We start from the raw sequence: 16,670 nt of genomic DNA, 5'->3' as shown, positions 1-16,670 counted from the left end.
TGATGACAACCCGCCGCCAACCCTTCAGGGCGCGGCCACTGCCATCCAATTGGAGTTTGATGACCATGAGTGTGGAAACTCAAAAGGAAACCCTGGGCTTCCAGACCGAGGTGAAGCAACTGCTGCACCTCATGATCCATTCGCTGTATTCCAACAAGGAAATCTTCCTTCGCGAATTGATCTCGAACGCCTCTGACGCTGTCGACAAATTACGTTTCGAAGCCCTGTCCAAGCCTGAGTTGCTGGAAGGTGGCGCGGAACTGAAAATCCGTGTGAGCTTCGACAAAGACGCCAAGACCGTCACCCTCGAAGACAACGGCATCGGCATGAGCCGCGAAGACGCGATCACCCACCTGGGTACCATCGCCAAATCGGGCACCGCCGATTTCATGAAGAACCTGTCGGGCGACCAGAAAAAAGATTCGCACCTGATCGGCCAATTCGGCGTGGGCTTCTATTCGGCCTTTATCGTCGCTGACAAGGTTGAGGTATTCAGCCGCCGTGCCGGCCTCGACGCCAGCGAAGGCGTGCACTGGTCGTCCAAAGGCGAGGGCGAGTTCGAAATCGCCACCGTCGACAAGGCCGATCGGGGTACCCGTATCGTGCTGCACCTTAAAGACGGTGAAGACGAGTTCGCCGATGGCTGGCGCCTGCGCAACATCGTCAAGAAGTACTCCGACCACATCGCCCTGCCGATCGAACTGCCGAAAGAACAAGCGGCCGCCGAAGGCGAAGAGACGCCTGCCCAGGAATGGGAAGTGGTCAACCGTGCCAGCGCCCTGTGGACCCGTCCGCGTACCGAGATCAAGGACGAGGAATACCAGGAGTTCTACAAGCACATCGGTCATGACTACGAAAACCCGCTGAGCTGGAGCCACAACAAGGTCGAAGGCAAGCTGGAATACAGTTCGCTGCTCTACGTACCGGCCCGTGCTCCGTTCGACCTGTACCAGCGTGAAGCGCCAAAAGGCCTCAAGCTCTACGTCCAGCGCGTGTTCGTGATGGACCAGGCCGAATCCTTCCTGCCGCTGTACCTGCGCTTTATCAAAGGCGTCGTCGACTCCAACGATTTGTCGCTGAACGTGTCTCGGGAAATCCTGCAGAAAGACCCGATCATCGACTCCATGAAGTCGGCGCTGACCAAGCGCGTGCTCGACATGCTGGAAAAACTGGCGAAGAACGAGCCTGAGCAATACAAAGGCTTCTGGAAAAACTTCGGCCAGGTCATGAAAGAAGGCCCGGCGGAAGATTTTGCCAACAAGGAAAAAATCGCCGGCCTGCTGCGGTTTGCCTCCACCCAGGGTGACGATGGCGAGCAGGTGGTGTCCCTGGCCGAGTACCTGGCGCGCGCCAAGGAAGGTCAGGACAAGATCTACTACCTTACCGGCGAAACCTACGCACAGGTCAAGAACAGCCCGCACCTGGAAGTCTTCCGCAAGAAAGGCATCGAAGTGCTGCTGCTGACCGACCGTATCGATGAGTGGCTGATGAGCTATCTCAACGAATTCGACGGCAAGTCCTTCGTCGACGTGGCCCGTGGTGACCTGGACCTGGGCAACCTGGACTCCGAAGAAGAGAAGAAAGAAGCCGAAGAAGTCGCCAAGTCCAAAGAAGGTCTGGTCGAGCGGATCAAGGCTTCCTTGGGCGATGCCGTCAGCGAAGTGCGGGTTTCCCACCGCCTGACCGACTCCCCGGCGATTTTGGCCATCGGCGAGCAGGACCTGGGCATGCAGATGCGCCAGATCCTTGAAGCCAGCGGTCAGAAGGTGCCGGATTCCAAGCCGATCTTCGAATTCAACCCGGCTCACCCGCTGATCGAGAAACTCGACGGCGAGCAGAGCGAAGAGCGTTTTGGCGACCTGTCGCACATCCTCTTCGACCAGGCGGCCCTGGCCGCTGGTGACAGCCTCAAAGATCCGGCCGCGTATGTGCGCCGACTGAACAAGCTGTTGGTTGAACTGTCGGTTTAACACCGTTGTAGAAAAACCCGCTTCGGCGGGTTTTTTCGTTCTACTGCACCTCAACTGGAGAAAATGATGAGCCAAGTCACTGTGCGTTCCGTGGTCTATCAGATTGATGGCCAGTCCTATGAAAGCCGCCTGGCGTTCGATGCCAGCCACAAGGGTCCGCTGCCGGGCCTGTTGATGGCACCGAATTGGATGGGGGTGAGTGCGGGTGCCGAAGAGATCGCCAAGCGCGTGGCGAGCAACCGCTATGTGGTGTTGATCGCCGACCTGTACGGGCAGACTGTGCGTCCGTCGAACGGCGATGAAGCCGGTGCGGCGATGATGCCGTTGAAGGATGATCGCGCGTTGCTGAACAAACGCATGCAGGCGGCCTTTGAGCAGCTGCAGGGCCAGACTGAGGCAGCGGTTGATACGTCCAAGCTGGCGACTTTTGGTTTCTGCTTCGGCGGTTGCTGCTCCCTGGAGCTGGCGCGTACCGGTGCACCGCTCAAGGCGGCCATCTCGTTCCACGGTACCCTCGACACGCCTAACCCGGCGGATGCCAAGAACATCAAGGGCTCAGTGCTGGTGCTGCACGGTGCCTCGGACCCCTTGGTGCCGAAAGAGCAGCTGCCGGCGTTTGAAGATGAAATGAACGCGGCCGGTGTGGATTGGCAATTGCTGAGCTACGGCGGCGCGGTGCATTCCTTCACCGACCCGGACGCGAATGTGCCGGGCAAGATGATGTACGACGCGAAGACTGCTGAGCGGGCCTTCCGGTCGATGCATAACGTGTTGGATGAAGTGTTCAAGGGCTGATTCTTCAGCGCCTGTCAGGGCTTCATCGGGGGCAAGTCGCACCGCCCCCGATGGCTATCTCACTGGCAACTCAATTCTTTCAGATTCACCCGGCACCGTCGGCCAATCCCCAGCCGCCCAACGCTGCCTGGCCTGCTCGATCACCGCCGGATCACTCGCGACAAAATTCCAATTGATCCGCCGTGGCCCATCCAGCGCCGCGCCGCCAATCAAGACCAGGTGACAATCGGTATCGGCAGACAACGTCATCTCCCGTTCGGCCGGCAACACCACCAGGCTGTGCACCTCTAGCGCCTCACCGTCCAACTGAGCCTCGCCCTCCAGCACATACACCGCACGTTCCTCATGCTCATCCGGGATCAGCAACGTGGTGGCCGTTTGCATTTGCACCTCGGCATACAAGGTGGGCGAGAGCACCGGCACCGGCGATTTGAGGCAAAAACCGTCGCCCGCGATCAGGCGGATCTGCACGCCCAGGTTGTCGCTCACCGGCAGGCTCGCGGCCGGGTGATGACTGTAGTGGCCTGGCCCGGTCTCGTGGTCCTTGGGTGAGGCCAGCCACACTTGCAGCCCATGCAGGCTGAAACCATGGGGCCTGACCGCCTCGGGCGTACGCTCGACGTGGGCAATCGCGCTGCCGGCGGTCATCCAGCTGACGTCGCCTGCCTGCACCACCTGGTCCGAGCCCAAGCTGTCCTTGTGTTGCAATACCCCTTCGAACAGGTACGTCAGCGTGGACAGCCCGATATGCGGATGTTGGCGGATATTCATGCCATCGCCCGGTGCATAGCGGGTGAGCAGCATATGGTCGAAAAACACAAAAGGCCCGACGCTGCGGCATTCCCGTGATGGCAGCGGGCGCAGGATCGGTTGGCCTTCGACGTCTTCGGCGCGAGGGCGAATCACGGTGAGGGTGTTCATGGTGCGTCCCAGTCTGAGCGGGTTGGAGAGTGCTGAGCATAACCCGCTCGACGGGAGGTTGCCGCTATTGGCTGAAGGCGCCTTCCGACAGTTGAGTGTCAATGCTGATCTCGGCAGTGGTCATCAGCTTGTGCACGGGGCAGCGGTCGGCCACGCGGTGCAGCTCATCGCGCTGCTCATCGGTGAGCACACCTTTAAGGGTCAGCTTGACGTTGAGTTTGTATTTGCCCTTCTGTTCCTCGGCGGCGTCGTGGGTGACCTCCACGGTGACACCGGTGAGCGGGATGTCTTTTTTCTGGGCGTAGAGCTTGAGGGTCAGGGCCTTGCACGACGCCAGGGCGGCATCGAAGTAGTCATGGGGGGAGGGCGCCGAATCGTCACCGCCCAGGCTTTTGGGCAGGTCGGTAAACAACTCATGGTTGTTGATGTTGACGCTGTGGCGAAAGTTGTCCTGGTTCAGGGTGTTCACGGTAACAGGCATGGCAAACCTCACAGGGGGGCAGGATGAAGGTCATGCAGTTATAGAGCATGCTGGCACTTCAGTGTTCCACGTTTTTTGGGGATGAACCGCGGCACGCCGCGCAAGGTCTACCCGTATCAGCCCTTATCGAGGTTTTACCGTGCCCTGGACTCGCCTGACTCTTGCCCTGTTGCTCGCCGCCGGCAGCCTTGCCGCGCAGGCCCGCGACTATGCCTACAGCGACGCGCACCTGCATTACGTGGATTTCTTCCAGGAAACGGCGGGCATGGACAAGCTGCTCAAGGCCATGGCCGACAACCGCATCGAGCACGTGATGATTTCCGGCATTCCAGTGGCGAAGAAATGGCACGAAGACGAACCCAAGCGCCCACGCTATTACGCCGGTGACGACGCCGATGCCTACTGGTACAGCGCAACCGATGTGATCGTGGCCGCAGCGGTCAACAAACTGACCCCTGAGCAGCGCCAGCGTTTTCACCCGTTTCTGTCGGGCTTCAACCCCAACGACAAGAACTCCGATGCCCATATCCAGCGCATGCTCGACCTCAACCCTGGGCTGTGGCAGGGCATCGGCGAAGTTTTCACGCGCCATGATGACCTGACGGCCATCACTGCGGGCGACACCCCGCGCGCCAATAACGAAGCCATGACCCGCATCTATCATTTGGCGGCGGAAAACGACCTGCCGGTGATGCTGCACTCCAACATCACCTCCAAGCGCGAGCGCAACCCGCTGTACCTGGCGGAAGTGGAGGAGCCGCTGCGCAACCATCCCCACACCCGCTTCATCTGGGCGCATGCCGGCACCAGCAAGGAGATCCACCGCCATCAGGTGCGGATGGACTTTTTGCTGCCCACCTTGAGCCGCATGCTGGAGGCCTATCCGAACCTGTATATCGACCTGTCCTGGAGCATGCTCACGCCGTACTTGCTGGATGATGGGGGTCAGCCGCGCCCGGAGTGGGTAAAGCTGGTAGAGCGCTTTCCAGAGCGCTTCATGCTGGGCTCTGACGTAGTAGGGCGCTTCAACAAGCTGGGTAAGGAAATGCGCCGCTTTGACCCTTTTCTGGATGCCTTGCCCGAGGACGTTGCGCAAAAAGTCGCGCGGGACAACTTCTTGGCCATCCTGCCTAAAGCGGCGCGCGAGGGTGTGGCACGTTGATATCGCGTTTCGCATTAACCTTGCGCCTGTTGATCAATCGTGACCCCAGGCGTTGGCGCAGAACGAACAGAAACTCACCGACATCAACACGCATAAAAAAGCCCCGAACCAGTCGGGGCTTTTCATGTGATCAACCTGCGGGGTTTATTTACCCTGCCAGCGTTTCAGCACCAAGGTAGCGTTAGTGCCACCAAAGCCGAAGCTGTTGCTCATCACGGTGTCGATTTTTGCGTTCTCAACGGTCTTGGTCAGGATCGGCATATCAGCCACAACCGGATCAATCTCGTCGATGTTGGCCGAACCGGCCATGAAGTTGCCTTCCATCATCAGCAGGCAGTAGATCGCTTCGTGAACGCCAGCGGCGCCCAGGGAGTGACCGGACAGGCTCTTGGTGGAGCTGATGGCCGGAGCCTTGTCGCCGAACACCGCACGCACGCCTTCCATTTCCTTGGCATCGCCGACCGGAGTCGAGGTGCCGTGGGTGTTCAGGTAGTCGATTGGGGTGTCCACGGTGGACATGGCCATCTGCATGCAACGGATGGCGCCTTCACCGCTTGGGGCAACCATGTCGTAGCCATCGGAGGTCGCGCCGTAGCCGACGATTTCCGCGTAGATCTTGGCACCACGGGCCAGAGCGTGTTCCAGCTCCTCGACGACCACCATGCCGCCACCGCCGGCGATGACGAAACCGTCACGCTTGGCGTCGTAGGCGCGGGAGGCTTTTTCCGGGGTTTCGTTGTATTGGGTAGACAGTGCGCCCATGGCGTCGAACAGGAACGACTGGCTCCAATGCTCTTCTTCACCGCCGCCGGCGAACACGATGTCCTGCTTGCCCAGCTGGATCTGCTCAACGGCAGTCCCGATGCAGTGAGCACTGGTGGCGCACGCGGAGGAGATCGAGTAGTTCACGCCCTTGATTGCAAACGGCGTGGCCAGGCAGGCGGAAACGGTGCTGCCCATGGTCCGCGTTACACGGTACGGGCCAACGCGCTTCACGCCTTTTTCGCGCAGGATGTCCAGCGCTTCCATCTGGTTCAGGGTGGATGCGCCGCCGGAACCGGCGATGAGGCCGGTGCGTACGTTCGATACCTGGTCTTCGCTCAGGCCGGAGTCGGCGATTGCGTCTTTCATCGCCAGGTAGGCGTAGGCGGCAGCGTGGCCGACGAAGCGATAGATCTTGCGATCGATCAGCTCTTCGAGGGGCAGGTCGATGGAGCCGGAAACCTGGCTACGCAGACCCATTTCGGCATATTCCGGGTTGAAGCGGATGCCAGGGCGACTTGCACGCAGGTTAGCGGTGACGGTCTCTTTGTCATTGCCCAGGCAAGAAACGATGCCCAGACCAGTGATAACGACGCGGCGCATGCGGATAACCCTTAAAAGTTGTCAGTGGAAGTGAATACGCCGACGCGAAGGCCTTCGGCAGTATAGATCTCGCGACCGTCAACGCTCACCGAACCATCGGCGATGGCCAGGTTCAGCTTGCCCTTGAGGACGCGCTTGATTTGAATGTTATAGGTGACTTTCTTGGCGGTCGGCAGGACCTGGCCAAAGAACTTCACTTCGCCCGAACCCAGGGCGCGGCCGCGGCCCGGCAGGCCTTGCCAGCCGAGGAAGAAACCGACCAGCTGCCACATGGCGTCAAGGCCCAGGCAGCCTGGCATCACAGGGTCGCCTTCGAAATGGCAAGCGAAGAACCACAGGTCCGGGGTGATATCCAGCTCGGCGACCAATTCACCTTTGCCGTACTTGCCACCCTCTTCACTGATATGGGTGATGCGATCCACCATCAGCATGTTGGGGGCGGGCAGTTGCGCGTTACCTGGGCCGAACAGCTCACCGCGACTGCAGCGCAGCAGGTCTTCCCGAGTAAAGGCGTTTTGTTTGGTCATGCGAGCTCCTCAATAATCCCATGCGGCAGGGTAGGGCAAATCTTCCCGAACCGAATGAAGCGTTCATGCCTCATGTCGGCAGCCTACACATAGACTATTGCGTTGTAGTGAAAGTCACAGCGGCAAGGTACTGAATGTACACTTGTTCACTGAAATTTTAAACCGGGCCTGTTTATGGGCCCGTTCGGGTGCCTAAGACTGCCGCACTTTCGTCTTTCACGCCAGTCGGAGTTGGCTGATGGCGCGGCGCTATTGCACCCATCGCTGTAGGATTTGCTGCAAATCCGTGCGTTTGAACGGCTTGGCCAGGTAATCGTTCATTCCCGCCGCCAGACAGGCTTCACGGTCACCCTGCAAGGCGTTGGCCGTCAGGGCGATGATGGGCAGGTCGGCGCAACCCGGCAGCTGACGAATCTGTCGGGTGGCCTCGTAACCATCGATCAACGGCAGCCGGCAATCCATCAGGATCGCCGTGAAAATCAGGCTCTCGGCGCTGCGGATCGCCTCGGCACCGTCGGTGGCCAGGCTCACTTCAAAGCCCAGGCTGCGCAGCATGGCTTCGACCACCGTACGGTTGACGGGGTTGTCTTCCACCAGCAGCACATGGCGGCCATTGCCGGCGCTGGCTTTGCCGTCGGTTTCGGCAGCGACGGCGGGGACGCTGTGCTGGTCGATGGCCAGGGGGATTTCCAGGGTGAACACCGAGCCGCGGCTTTCCTCGCTTTGGGCGCGCAGCGTGCCGCCCATGCGTTCAGCCAGGGTACGGGCGATGGGCAGGCCCAGCCCGGTGCCGCCGTAACGTCTTGAAATGGAACTGTCGGCCTGTTGGAACGCATCGAACATCAATTCCAGGCGGTCGGCGGAAATCCCGATGCCGCTGTCACGCACGGTGCAGGTGAACCACACCAGGTCATGGTCGAGGGTTTGCCAATGCGGCTCGACGCTGACGCTGCCGTTCTCGGTGAACTTCAATGCATTGCCGATCAGGTTCACCAGGATCTGGCGGATCCGCGTCGGGTCACCCTGCACCCGCAAGGCGTCCATTCCTTGCGGAATCGACAGCTGCAGCGCCAGCCCACGCTGCTGGGCGCTGTGCTGGAACGCCTGGGCGCAGCTGTTGATCAGGTCCGCCAGGTTGAACGGAATATGCTCCAGTTCCAGCGCGGCGCGCTCGATACGCGAGAAGTCGAGGATGTCGTTGATGACCTTGAGCAAGTGTTCGGTGGATTCGGAGGCGAGCGCCGCGTATTCGCTCTGCTCCTCGGTCATCTCGGTGGTTTCCATTAACTGCAACATGCCGAGCACGCCGTTCATGGGCGTGCGCAGCTCATGACTCATCATCGCCAGGAAATCCGACTTGGCGTTGTTGGCGCGCTCGGCCTCTTCGCGGGTCTGGATCAACTGGGCCATGGCCTGTTGCTGCTCGCGACTGGCCTGGTTGAGGCCTTCGGCGAGGTTGTTGATATGCCGCGACAGGTCGCCCAGCTCCGAGTCATCCACGATGGGCAGTGGCGTCTTGTAGTCGCCCTGCTGGATGGCCTTGACCGCGTTGCCCATGGCACTGATCGGCTGTGACAGGCTGGCGGCCAGGCGCCGGGCGAGCAGGAAGGTGAACAACAGGGCGAATAGCGCCAGGATGCCGGCCTTGAACAGGATCTCCTGCTGACGCTGGCTGAACGCATCATTGGACATGCCGACGATCACCCGGCCCAGGTAGTCCGCACGCGGTGCCTTGGATTCGTTGAGGTTGTCCTGGAAAAAGTCATTGCCCAATTGGATGTGTTGCAGGCGGATCGGTGCCTGGAAGACTTTTACCGACAGCGAGCGGTCGTGCTTTTCCGACGGTTGTTCGACATACACCAGGATGTTTTCGCTGCTGTCCTGGATCTCCAGGAAGCGCACATGGGGCGTGGCCAATGTGGCGCGCAACAGGCTGTCGAGCACATCGTTGTTGCCGGATATCACCCCGTACTCGGTGGCGGGCGCCAGTTGGTTGGCGATCAGTTGGCCGGTGTGGTCCAGTTCCTGGCGCAGGTCCTGGATACGCACGAAGGTGAAGAAGCTGATCAACAGCAACGTCAGCAACAGCGCCGGTCCCAGGGTGATGAGCTGGGTGCGGGTGTTGATGTCCCAACGACGACGCAAGGTCATGGGCGTTTTTCTCCTTCGGCCAATCGCAGGGCGACGTTGGCTTCGTCTACCTGTTCGATCCCCAATGAGCGCGCAACCTGCGGGTTGCCCACGACTTTGAAATGTTCCGGGTACAGCGAGTGCGGCCAGTTCGCCGGCGCGAGGTCCAGCAGGCGGTCGAGTACCGCCAGCCAGTCGGCCTGGTCGCTGTAGGTGCTGGCCAGGCTGCCTGCGCGTACAAATCCGGCATTCGGCCCCACCAGCGGCAATTGCTGGGCGTAGCTGCTCAGCAGCAGGTTCTTCGCGGTTTTCGGGTTGTACAGCTGCGGGTCATCGAGGCCGAGCAGCACGTCACTGTTCCTGAACAAGGTTTGCAGTGGCCGGCTGTCGCTGGTGTTGTCCCAGCGTTGTGGCACGATCTCCAGGCCGAGGGGCTTGGCGTGCTGGCGCAGTTCGGGCAGGAGGAATTCACTGTCGGCACTGTAGAGCACGCCGATGCGCCGCGCTTGGGGCAGGATGGCGGCGATCAGCCGCAGTTGGCGCTCCTGCGCAGGGTCGCTCCACAATAAGCTGATGCGTGGGTGCTGCGTTGTGCCCAGGCGTTGGTGCGCCTGCAGCCGACTGATGCGCAGTACCAGGGTCGGCGGGCCCTGGGTGTCTTGCAGGCGCCAGTCGAGGCCGGGCAGGTCCAGCAGGATCAAGCGCGTGCTGGCCGGCAGGCGGCTGGGCGCCGGCAAGTCGTTGAGGGGCGTGAAGGTGACGTGGTCTTCGGGGCGTTGCTGGGCCAGGGCCTGGGCAAAAGCCTGCACGCCTGCGCCGTCTTCGGCGGCGGTCAGCAGGATGTCGGCGCTCCAGGCCGGCGCGGCCCATAGCAGGCAGGCCAGCAGCACAGCGCGGCGCCAGAGCGAAGTGATAAATAAGCAGGTCATCCGTGACGAGTCGCCCATGTCAGAACTCTAACTCCGCGCTGAAGTAGAGCACATGGCGATGGTCATAATTGTTATCGGCCCACGTAGTGGGCTGGTTATCGAGGCGTTGTTGCAACATGCCGGCCAGCTCCACGTTGGCTTTGCCCAGGGCAATGCGCTTGGCCACCCGCAGGTCGACCCGTTCGAAGCGATATTGGTTGAGTGCGTCATCGCCGTAGTAGAACAGCGCACTGGACCAGCCTTGGCCCCATTCGCGCAACCAGCCGGCGGAGCCACTGTTACGTGCGGTTTGCGCTTTGTCCAAAGGGTTGCTGGTAGTGGCGTCGACGTAAGCATAGGTGAGCCGCAGGCGGTCGGCATTGCTGACGCGCCAGTCGAACTGCGATTCGGCGCCGGTAAACCGCGAGCTGTTGGCGTTGCTGGCGATGTACTGGTTATTGCGCAGCGGCGAACTGATCATGTCGGTGATTTCGTCGTAGAACAGTTTCACGTCCATGTTCAGCCCGATGTCGGCAAAGAAACCGTTGTACCCCAGTTCCCGTGACTTCATCAGCTCTTTATCGAGGTTGCCCGGGCCGCGGGTCTTTACGAAGTATTGCCCGGTGGTCTGCCCATAGGCGGGGGAGCTGAGGTTGGTGACGCGGTAGCTCCAGTTGACGTTGTTCTCAAACATGTCCGGCGAGCGGATGGCCTCGGAATACACCGCGCGCAGGCCGTGGCGCGGGTTGATCAGGTAGTTGACCGCCACTCGCGGTGTCAGCGAGTTGCCGCTCAGGTGGGTGTCCTCATACATCGCGCCGCCTTGCAGCAGCCAGTGTTCGCTGGCGCGCCATTCCATCTGGCCGAACAAACGCCAGGTGGTGTCGTCCAGGGTGCCATTGAAATAGGTGTCGGAGTCGGCGCGGTCATAGCGGTAGTTCATACCGCTGACCAGGCGCAGGCTGTCGGACAGGCTGAGGGTGTCTTGAATCTCCAGGTCGTAGCGGCTTTCGCGGGTGCTCTGGTCGATGTCACCGCACACGCTCTGGTTGGCGCCGTTGCGCCATTGGTTCAGTACCTGGTTGGCCAGGGCCTGCTCGGCGGCGCTGCCCGGTGGCGCGCTGCCCTGGCTGTAGGTGTCCATATGCCGGGCGAGCAGTTCGGCGTAGTTGGGGTTCAACTGCCACAACTGGGTCAGCTCCGGGCTGAACGAGACCTTGGCATCACAGGCCTTCCAGATTTGCCGGCGGTCCCATTGCTGGGCCGAGCCCTGGATATACAGGCTGTGGTCAGGGTTGAAGTCGACATTCCAACGCAGGGAGCCGGCATAGTCCTTGGCCGTGACGTCGGAATTGTTGCCGCCTTCGGTAATCCCGGCAAATACCGGACTGTAGGTATAAGGACGCTGGTTGGTGCCTTCCTTCGCATCCAGTTGCCAGTCGAGGCTTTGTTGGGTGTTCAGCATCTGGCTGACCGCCAGGCTGAAGCGGTTGAGGCGGCGGCCGTCACGGCGGTCGGCGCCCGCGGCATCGCTGTCGAAGCCGTCGTCCTGTTGCCCGGAGAGGGACAGGCGCAAGTCGCCGGTTTCCCAGCCCACGCCCTGGCTGGCATAGAAGTCATTGATGCCGCGTTCGCCACGCACCACCTTGACCCGCGTACCGTGGCTGTTGGCCGGTGAGCGCGTAAGGATGTTCACCACCGCCATCAAGGCATTGGCGCCGTAGCTGACGGTATTGGGGCCGCGGAAGACTTCGATGCGCTCGATATCTTCCATCGCCACCGGAATGTCACTCCAGTCCACAGTGGCCAGGCCTGCGCGGTACACCGAACGGCCGTCGATCAACACCTGCATGCGCCGCGCGTCGCTGGCACTGGTGCCGTGGTAGTTCACCGCCGCCTGGTTGCCGGAGGTGTAGCCGACCATCATCCCCGGTACCAGGCGCAGCAACTCACTGATGTCCCGCGCACCGCTGGCCTTGATCAGCTCGCTGTCGATCACGGTCATGCTGCCGGGCACGGCGGCGGCCGATTGCTTGAGGCGCGTGGCGGTCAGCACTTGCGGCAGCGGTTGGCTGTCGAGGAACAGGTCGTCGGCCAGCACCGGTGCGCTGCACAACAACATCAACCATAGGGATGAACGAGGAGGAGGGCCCAAATACACGGCGCAGCCTTGATAATTACGGATAGCCGACCATGTTAACTGAGGTGGGGCCTTTTGCCAGTCGCCCGACTTGCAATTACTTCATGTAAGCGTGGCGTTTTCCGACAAACGCACGAATTGCTAGGGGGGCTGGCCGCAAGCGGGTCGGCCCGTATAATGCCGCCATCGCCACTGGTATGGATTAACGGATTGCATATGACTGAACAGCGCCCTATCGCGGTCCTGGGAGGCGGAAGTTTTGGTACCGCCGTGGCTAACCTGCTGGCCGAGAACGGTCACGCTGTGCGCCAATGGATGCGCGATCCCGAGCAGGCCGAGGCCATTCGGGTGCACCGGGAAAATCCGCGTTACCTCAAAGGCATCAAGATTCATCCGGCAGTCGAGCCTGTTACCGACCTGCTGGAAACCCTTACGGCCTGTGATCTGTGCTTCGTCGCGCTGCCGTCCAGCGCGTTGCGCTCGGTGCTGGCGCCCCACGCCGAACGCCTGGCGGGCAAGCTGCTGGTCAGCCTGACCAAGGGCATCGAGGCGCAGACCTTCAAACTGATGAGCGAAATCCTCGAAGAGATCGCGCCCCAGGCGCGCATTGGCGTGCTGTCCGGGCCCAACCTGGCACGGGAAGTCGCCGAGCACGCGCTGACCGCCACGGTGGTCGCCAGTGAAGACGAAGAGCTGTGCGAGCGCGTCCAGGCCGTGCTGCATGGCCGTACCTTCCGCGTCTACGCCAGCAGCGACCGCTTTGGCGTCGAATTGGGCGGTGCGCTGAAAAACGTCTACGCGATCATTGCCGGCATGGCCGTGGCGCTGGGCATGGGCGAAAACACCAAAAGCATGCTGATCACCCGCGCCTTGGCGGAGATGACCCGCTTTGCGGTGAACCAGGGCGCCAACCCGATGACCTTCCTGGGGCTGGCGGGCGTGGGCGACTTGATCGTCACCTGCTCCTCGCCGAAAAGCCGCAACTATCAGGTCGGCTTTGCCCTCGGCCAGGGCCTGAGCCTGGAAGACGCGGTCACGCGCCTGGGCGAAGTGGCCGAAGGCGTCAACACCCTCAAGGTGCTCAAGGCCAAGGCCCAGGAAGTCGGGGTGTACATGCCGCTGGTCGCCGGGTTGCACGCGATCCTGTTTGAAGGGCGCACCTTGAACCAAGTCATCGAGCTGCTGATGCGCGCCGAGCCGAAAACCGATGTCGACTTTATTTCCACCAGTGGTTTCAACTGAGGAACGCGTCATGAACGATCCGAAAGCAGCCCCCAAGTACGAGTCCATTGCCCTGCGCATCCTGTGGATGCTGGTGTTTGCCCTGGTGTGGCAGGTGGCGCAGTTCCTGCTCGGCGCGCTGGTGGTGGTGCAGTTGGTTTACAGATTGATCTATGGCGCACCGAACCTGGGGCTGATGAACTTCGGCGACAGCCTCAGCCAGTTCCTCGCACAGATCGGCCGTTTCGGCAGCTTCCACTCCGAACAGAAACCGTGGCCGTTCGCCGACTGGCCGACCCCGCGCGCGCCGGAGGGCGAAGCTGCCCACAGCGTGCCGCCGGCGCCGCACCCGGTCCGTGACGAAGAGCCGAAGCTATGAAGGTGTGGATACTGCGCCACGGTGAGGCCGAAGGGCATGCGCGCACCGATGCCGAGCGCAACCTCACCGAGCATGGCCGCGCCGAAGTGTTGCGCAGTGCTGCGCAACTGATGGGCCAGCCCCTCAACGCGATCATCGCCAGCCCCTATGTGCGGGCGCAGCAGACCGCGCAACTGGTGCGCGAGGTGCTGGGGTTCGAACCGCAGGTTCGCACGGTGCCGTGGCTCACCCCCGAGGGCAACCCGTTGCAGGTGCTGGACAAGCTCGACACCGATGACAACGTGCTGCTGGTCAGCCACCAGCCGCTGGTGGGCAACCTGATCAGCTTTTTGCAGCATGGCCATCAGCGTCAGCCACAGCCGATGCACACCGCCAGCCTGGCGGAACTGGAGGGGGATTTCCCGCTGGCGGGGCTGATGAGCCTGGTCAGCGTAAAAAACCCTTAGGCTGGATCGCGGCTTTGTGTGTGCTATATAGTCAACCAAGCAAGTGCTTGGTTGGCTATTGTCGGACCACAAAGGAGCGCGTCCCATGCCCGTCGCTTTTCGTTTGCCGTTGCAGGTCTTCTTCGAACGTGAAGCGCGTCATCCGCGCCAAACCTTCCTGGTCCAGCCCTCTGGCGGCGGCGAGGTGCAGCCTCTCACCTGGGGGGATGTCGGCCACCAGGCCCGTTGCGCCGCGCACTGGCTGCGGGCCCGCGCGTTGCCCCAGGGCTCGCACATTGCCCTGATCTCGAAAAACTGTGCCCACTGGATCATCGCCGACTTGGCGATCTGGATGGCCGGGCACGTCTCGGTGCCGCTGTACCCTAACCTCACCGCCGACTCCGTTGCCCATGTGCTGACCCATTCCGAGGCGGCGCTGGTGTTTATCGGCAAACTCGACGATTGGCCCGCGATGGCGCCTGGCGTGCCGTCCAATGTCCCGACCATCAGCTTGCCGCTGTGCCCGACCGGCGCGTTCGATTTCAGCTGGGCTGACCTGCAAGCCTGTTCGCCGATCCAGGACGAGCCGCTGCCGGCCGCTACGGCCCTGGCCACCATCATCTATACGTCCGGCACGACCGGCCTGCCCAAGGGCGTGATGCACAGCTTCGGCGCGCTGGGGTTTGCCGCCACCCGTGGCACCGAGCTGTTCGGGTTGGGGGAGGGCGACCGTCTACTGTCGTACTTGCCGCTGTGTCATGTGGCGGAGCGCATGTTTGTAGAAATGGCGGCGATCTACACCGGGCAAACGGTGTTTTTCGCCGAAAGCCTGGACACGTTTCTGACCGATCTGCGTAGGGCGCGTCCGACCGCCCTGTTTGGAGTGCCGCGTATCTGGACCAAATTCCAGATGGGCGTCTACGCCAAAATCCCCGAGAAGCGCTTGGACACCCTGCTGCGCCTGCCTTTCATCGGCAAGCGGGTGGGCCACAAGGTGCTCGCCGGCCTGGGCCTGGACGCGTTGCGCATTGCCCTGTCGGGTGCGGCGCCGGTGCCAGAGGCGCTGCTGCGCTGGTATCAACGCCTGGGCCTGGATGTGCTGGAGGTGTACGGCATGACCGAAAGTTGCGGCTACTCCCACGTGTGCCGCCCCGGCCAGCAGACCCTCGGCTGGATCGGCCTGCCGTGCCCCGGCGTGGAAGTGCGTATCGACCCCGAAGGCGAGGTCCAGGTGCGCAGCGGTGCAACTATGCTCGGTTACTACAAAGACCCGCAGAAAACCGCCGAGACGATTACCGCCGATGGTTTCCTGCGCACCGGCGACAAGGGCGAACAGGATGCCGATGGCCGCCTGCGCCTGACCGGGCGGCTCAAGGAAATCTTCAAGACCAGCAAAGGCAAATACGTAGCGCCGGCGCCGATTGAAAACCGCTTGGCTGAACATGCGCGTATCGAGCAGGTGTGCGTAGTGGGGGATGGGCTGCCCGCGCCGATAGGGTTGTGCGTGTTATCGGCGGTGAGCGAGGACCCGCACACACTGCGCAGCAGCCTTGAGCGTTGGCTGGCACAGGTCAACAAGGCGCTGGATAAGCATGAACGCCTGCGCCAACTGGTGGTGGTGAAAGACAACTGGGCGGTGGAGAACGGCTTCCTGACCCCGACCTTGAAGATCAAGCGCAACGTGATCGAATCGACTTACGGTGCACAATTCCAGGCATGGAGCGAGCGTTCCGAAACCGTTCTGTGGCAGGATTAGGATCATCATAAAACCAACAAGGACAACGGCATGAGCCTTTGGCGTACCCAACCGAATATCGACCAACTCAATGCGGCCCAGAAAAACACCATCGGTGAACTGTTGGATATCCGCTTTGAAAGCTTCGACGACGACTCCCTGACTGCCAGCATGGTGGTCGATCATCGTACCCACCAGCCCTACGGCCTGCTGCACGGCGGCGCGTCGGTGGTGTTGGCCGAGAGCGTCGGCTCCATGGCGGCCTACCTGTGCATCGACGCCAGCAAGTTCTATTGCGTGGGGCTGGAGGTCAACGCCAACCACCTGCGCGGTGTGCGCAGCGGGCGCGTGACGGCGGTGGCCAAGGCGATCCACATTGGCCGCACCACCCAGGTCTGGGACATCCGCTTGACCAGTGACGATGGCAAAACCAGCTGCGTGTCGCGCCTGACCATGGCCGTGGTGCCGCTGGGCGAGACCCCACCGGCGCGATAGGCGTGGCGTGAGTGTC

At 61.6% G+C, this 16,670-nt stretch carries 15 protein-coding genes; 8 read left to right on the top strand and 7 right to left on the bottom strand.

Annotated elements, in window-relative coordinates; translation table 11 throughout:
- The first annotated feature begins 65 nt into the window (after positions 1 to 65).
- Entirely contained in the window at positions 66 to 1,970 is a 1,905-nt protein-coding gene (gene htpG, locus AO064_RS07365) for a molecular chaperone HtpG (RefSeq protein WP_043205029.1), read from the top strand.
- A 66-nt stretch (positions 1,971 to 2,036) separates the two neighbouring features.
- On the top strand, positions 2,037 to 2,765 hold the full coding sequence (locus AO064_RS07360) for a dienelactone hydrolase family protein (RefSeq protein ID WP_064052882.1): 729 nt from the start codon (positions 2,037 to 2,039) through the stop codon (positions 2,763 to 2,765).
- A gap of 54 nt (positions 2,766 to 2,819) precedes the next feature.
- Here AO064_RS07360 and AO064_RS07355 read toward each other — a convergent pair whose 3' ends face one another.
- Positions 2,820 to 3,686, bottom strand: a complete 867-nt coding sequence (locus AO064_RS07355; RefSeq protein WP_064052881.1) for a pirin family protein — start codon at positions 3,684 to 3,686, stop codon at positions 2,820 to 2,822.
- A gap of 64 nt (positions 3,687 to 3,750) precedes the next feature.
- The gene (locus AO064_RS07350; protein ID WP_012723101.1) at positions 3,751 to 4,167 is read right to left on the bottom strand and encodes an OsmC family protein; all 417 of its coding nucleotides are present in this window, start codon (positions 4,165 to 4,167) and stop codon (positions 3,751 to 3,753) included.
- Positions 4,168 to 4,306: 139 nt separating this feature from the next.
- Here AO064_RS07350 and AO064_RS07345 point away from each other — a divergent pair, with 139 nt between their 5' ends.
- A complete protein-coding gene (locus AO064_RS07345; protein WP_012723102.1) occupies positions 4,307 to 5,329 on the top strand; it encodes an amidohydrolase family protein in 1,023 nt (340 codons plus the stop codon).
- 144 nt (positions 5,330 to 5,473) lie between these two features.
- Here the strand turns inward: AO064_RS07345 and fabB are convergent, their stop codons facing one another.
- The 5 genes from fabB to AO064_RS07320 all read right to left on the bottom strand — a co-directional run bounded on the left by fabB (position 5,474) and on the right by AO064_RS07320 (position 12,420).
- Positions 5,474 to 6,694, bottom strand: a complete 1,221-nt coding sequence (gene fabB, locus AO064_RS07340; RefSeq protein ID WP_012723103.1) for a beta-ketoacyl-ACP synthase I — start codon at positions 6,692 to 6,694, stop codon at positions 5,474 to 5,476.
- Positions 6,695 to 6,705: 11 nt separating this feature from the next.
- Complete coding sequence (fabA, locus tag AO064_RS07335; RefSeq protein WP_010211704.1) at positions 6,706 to 7,221, bottom strand: 3-hydroxyacyl-[acyl-carrier-protein] dehydratase FabA; 516 nt, start codon at positions 7,219 to 7,221, stop codon at positions 6,706 to 6,708.
- A 249-nt stretch (positions 7,222 to 7,470) separates the two neighbouring features.
- Positions 7,471 to 9,372: an ATP-binding protein gene (locus AO064_RS07330; RefSeq protein WP_064052880.1), complete on the bottom strand. Its 1,902-nt coding sequence runs from the start codon at positions 9,370 to 9,372 to the stop codon at positions 7,471 to 7,473.
- Positions 9,369 to 10,298 (bottom strand): ABC transporter substrate-binding protein, encoded by a 930-nt coding sequence (locus AO064_RS07325; RefSeq protein ID WP_064052879.1) that lies wholly within the window; start codon positions 10,296 to 10,298, stop codon positions 9,369 to 9,371. The genes AO064_RS07330 and AO064_RS07325 overlap by 4 nt, the downstream gene beginning before the upstream one ends.
- Position 10,299: 1 nt before the next feature.
- Positions 10,300 to 12,420 (bottom strand): TonB-dependent receptor plug domain-containing protein, encoded by a 2,121-nt coding sequence (locus AO064_RS07320; protein WP_341844896.1) that lies wholly within the window; start codon positions 12,418 to 12,420, stop codon positions 10,300 to 10,302.
- Between the two features lie 195 nt (positions 12,421 to 12,615).
- On the opposite strand from AO064_RS07320, the gene AO064_RS07315 reads away from it, so the two are divergent.
- From AO064_RS07315 to AO064_RS07295, 5 genes are all read left to right on the top strand, one after another.
- Entirely contained in the window at positions 12,616 to 13,641 is a 1,026-nt protein-coding gene (locus AO064_RS07315) for an NAD(P)H-dependent glycerol-3-phosphate dehydrogenase (protein WP_012723107.1), read from the top strand.
- 10 nt (positions 13,642 to 13,651) lie between these two features.
- On the top strand, positions 13,652 to 13,999 hold the full coding sequence (locus AO064_RS07310; protein WP_012723108.1) for a DUF4389 domain-containing protein: 348 nt from the start codon (positions 13,652 to 13,654) through the stop codon (positions 13,997 to 13,999).
- Complete coding sequence (gene sixA / locus AO064_RS07305; RefSeq protein ID WP_064052877.1) at positions 13,996 to 14,445, top strand: phosphohistidine phosphatase SixA; 450 nt, start codon at positions 13,996 to 13,998, stop codon at positions 14,443 to 14,445. The genes AO064_RS07310 and sixA overlap by 4 nt, the downstream gene beginning before the upstream one ends.
- A gap of 85 nt (positions 14,446 to 14,530) precedes the next feature.
- The gene (locus AO064_RS07300) at positions 14,531 to 16,180 is read left to right on the top strand and encodes an AMP-binding protein (RefSeq protein ID WP_064052876.1); all 1,650 of its coding nucleotides are present in this window, start codon (positions 14,531 to 14,533) and stop codon (positions 16,178 to 16,180) included.
- 30 nt (positions 16,181 to 16,210) lie between these two features.
- Positions 16,211 to 16,654 carry a hotdog fold thioesterase gene (locus tag AO064_RS07295; RefSeq protein ID WP_012723111.1) on the top strand — a complete coding sequence of 148 codons (444 nt, stop codon included), beginning with the start codon at positions 16,211 to 16,213 and terminating at the stop codon, positions 16,652 to 16,654.
- Positions 16,655 to 16,670: the final 16 nt, after the last annotated feature.

The organism is Pseudomonas marginalis (genome assembly GCF_001645105.1).
GTDB lineage: Bacteria > Pseudomonadota > Gammaproteobacteria > Pseudomonadales > Pseudomonadaceae > Aquipseudomonas > Aquipseudomonas petroselini.
Note: the sequence above shows the minus strand (reverse complement) of the source record. Positions and strands in the feature narration are given on the sequence as shown.

Coding starts and splice junctions, on each gene's coding strand:
- AO064_RS07350 (WP_012723101.1), bottom strand. CDS start 4,167: ATGCCTGTTACCGTGAACACCCTGAACCAGGACAACTTTCGCCACAGC.
- AO064_RS07355 (WP_064052881.1), bottom strand. CDS start 3,686: ATGAACACCCTCACCGTGATTCGCCCTCGCGCCGAAGACGTCGAAGGC.
- AO064_RS07330 (WP_064052880.1), bottom strand. CDS start 9,372: ATGACCTTGCGTCGTCGTTGGGACATCAACACCCGCACCCAGCTCATC.
- AO064_RS07360 (WP_064052882.1), top strand. CDS start 2,037: ATGAGCCAAGTCACTGTGCGTTCCGTGGTCTATCAGATTGATGGCCAG.
- AO064_RS07315 (WP_012723107.1), top strand. CDS start 12,616: ATGACTGAACAGCGCCCTATCGCGGTCCTGGGAGGCGGAAGTTTTGGT.
- AO064_RS07325 (WP_064052879.1), bottom strand. CDS start 10,298: ATGGGCGACTCGTCACGGATGACCTGCTTATTTATCACTTCGCTCTGG.
- AO064_RS07310 (WP_012723108.1), top strand. CDS start 13,652: ATGAACGATCCGAAAGCAGCCCCCAAGTACGAGTCCATTGCCCTGCGC.
- AO064_RS07300 (WP_064052876.1), top strand. CDS start 14,531: ATGCCCGTCGCTTTTCGTTTGCCGTTGCAGGTCTTCTTCGAACGTGAA.
- AO064_RS07295 (WP_012723111.1), top strand. CDS start 16,211: ATGAGCCTTTGGCGTACCCAACCGAATATCGACCAACTCAATGCGGCC.
- sixA (WP_064052877.1), top strand. CDS start 13,996: ATGAAGGTGTGGATACTGCGCCACGGTGAGGCCGAAGGGCATGCGCGC.
- fabA (WP_010211704.1), bottom strand. CDS start 7,221: ATGACCAAACAAAACGCCTTTACTCGGGAAGACCTGCTGCGCTGCAGT.
- fabB (WP_012723103.1), bottom strand. CDS start 6,694: ATGCGCCGCGTCGTTATCACTGGTCTGGGCATCGTTTCTTGCCTGGGC.
- htpG (WP_043205029.1), top strand. CDS start 66: ATGAGTGTGGAAACTCAAAAGGAAACCCTGGGCTTCCAGACCGAGGTG.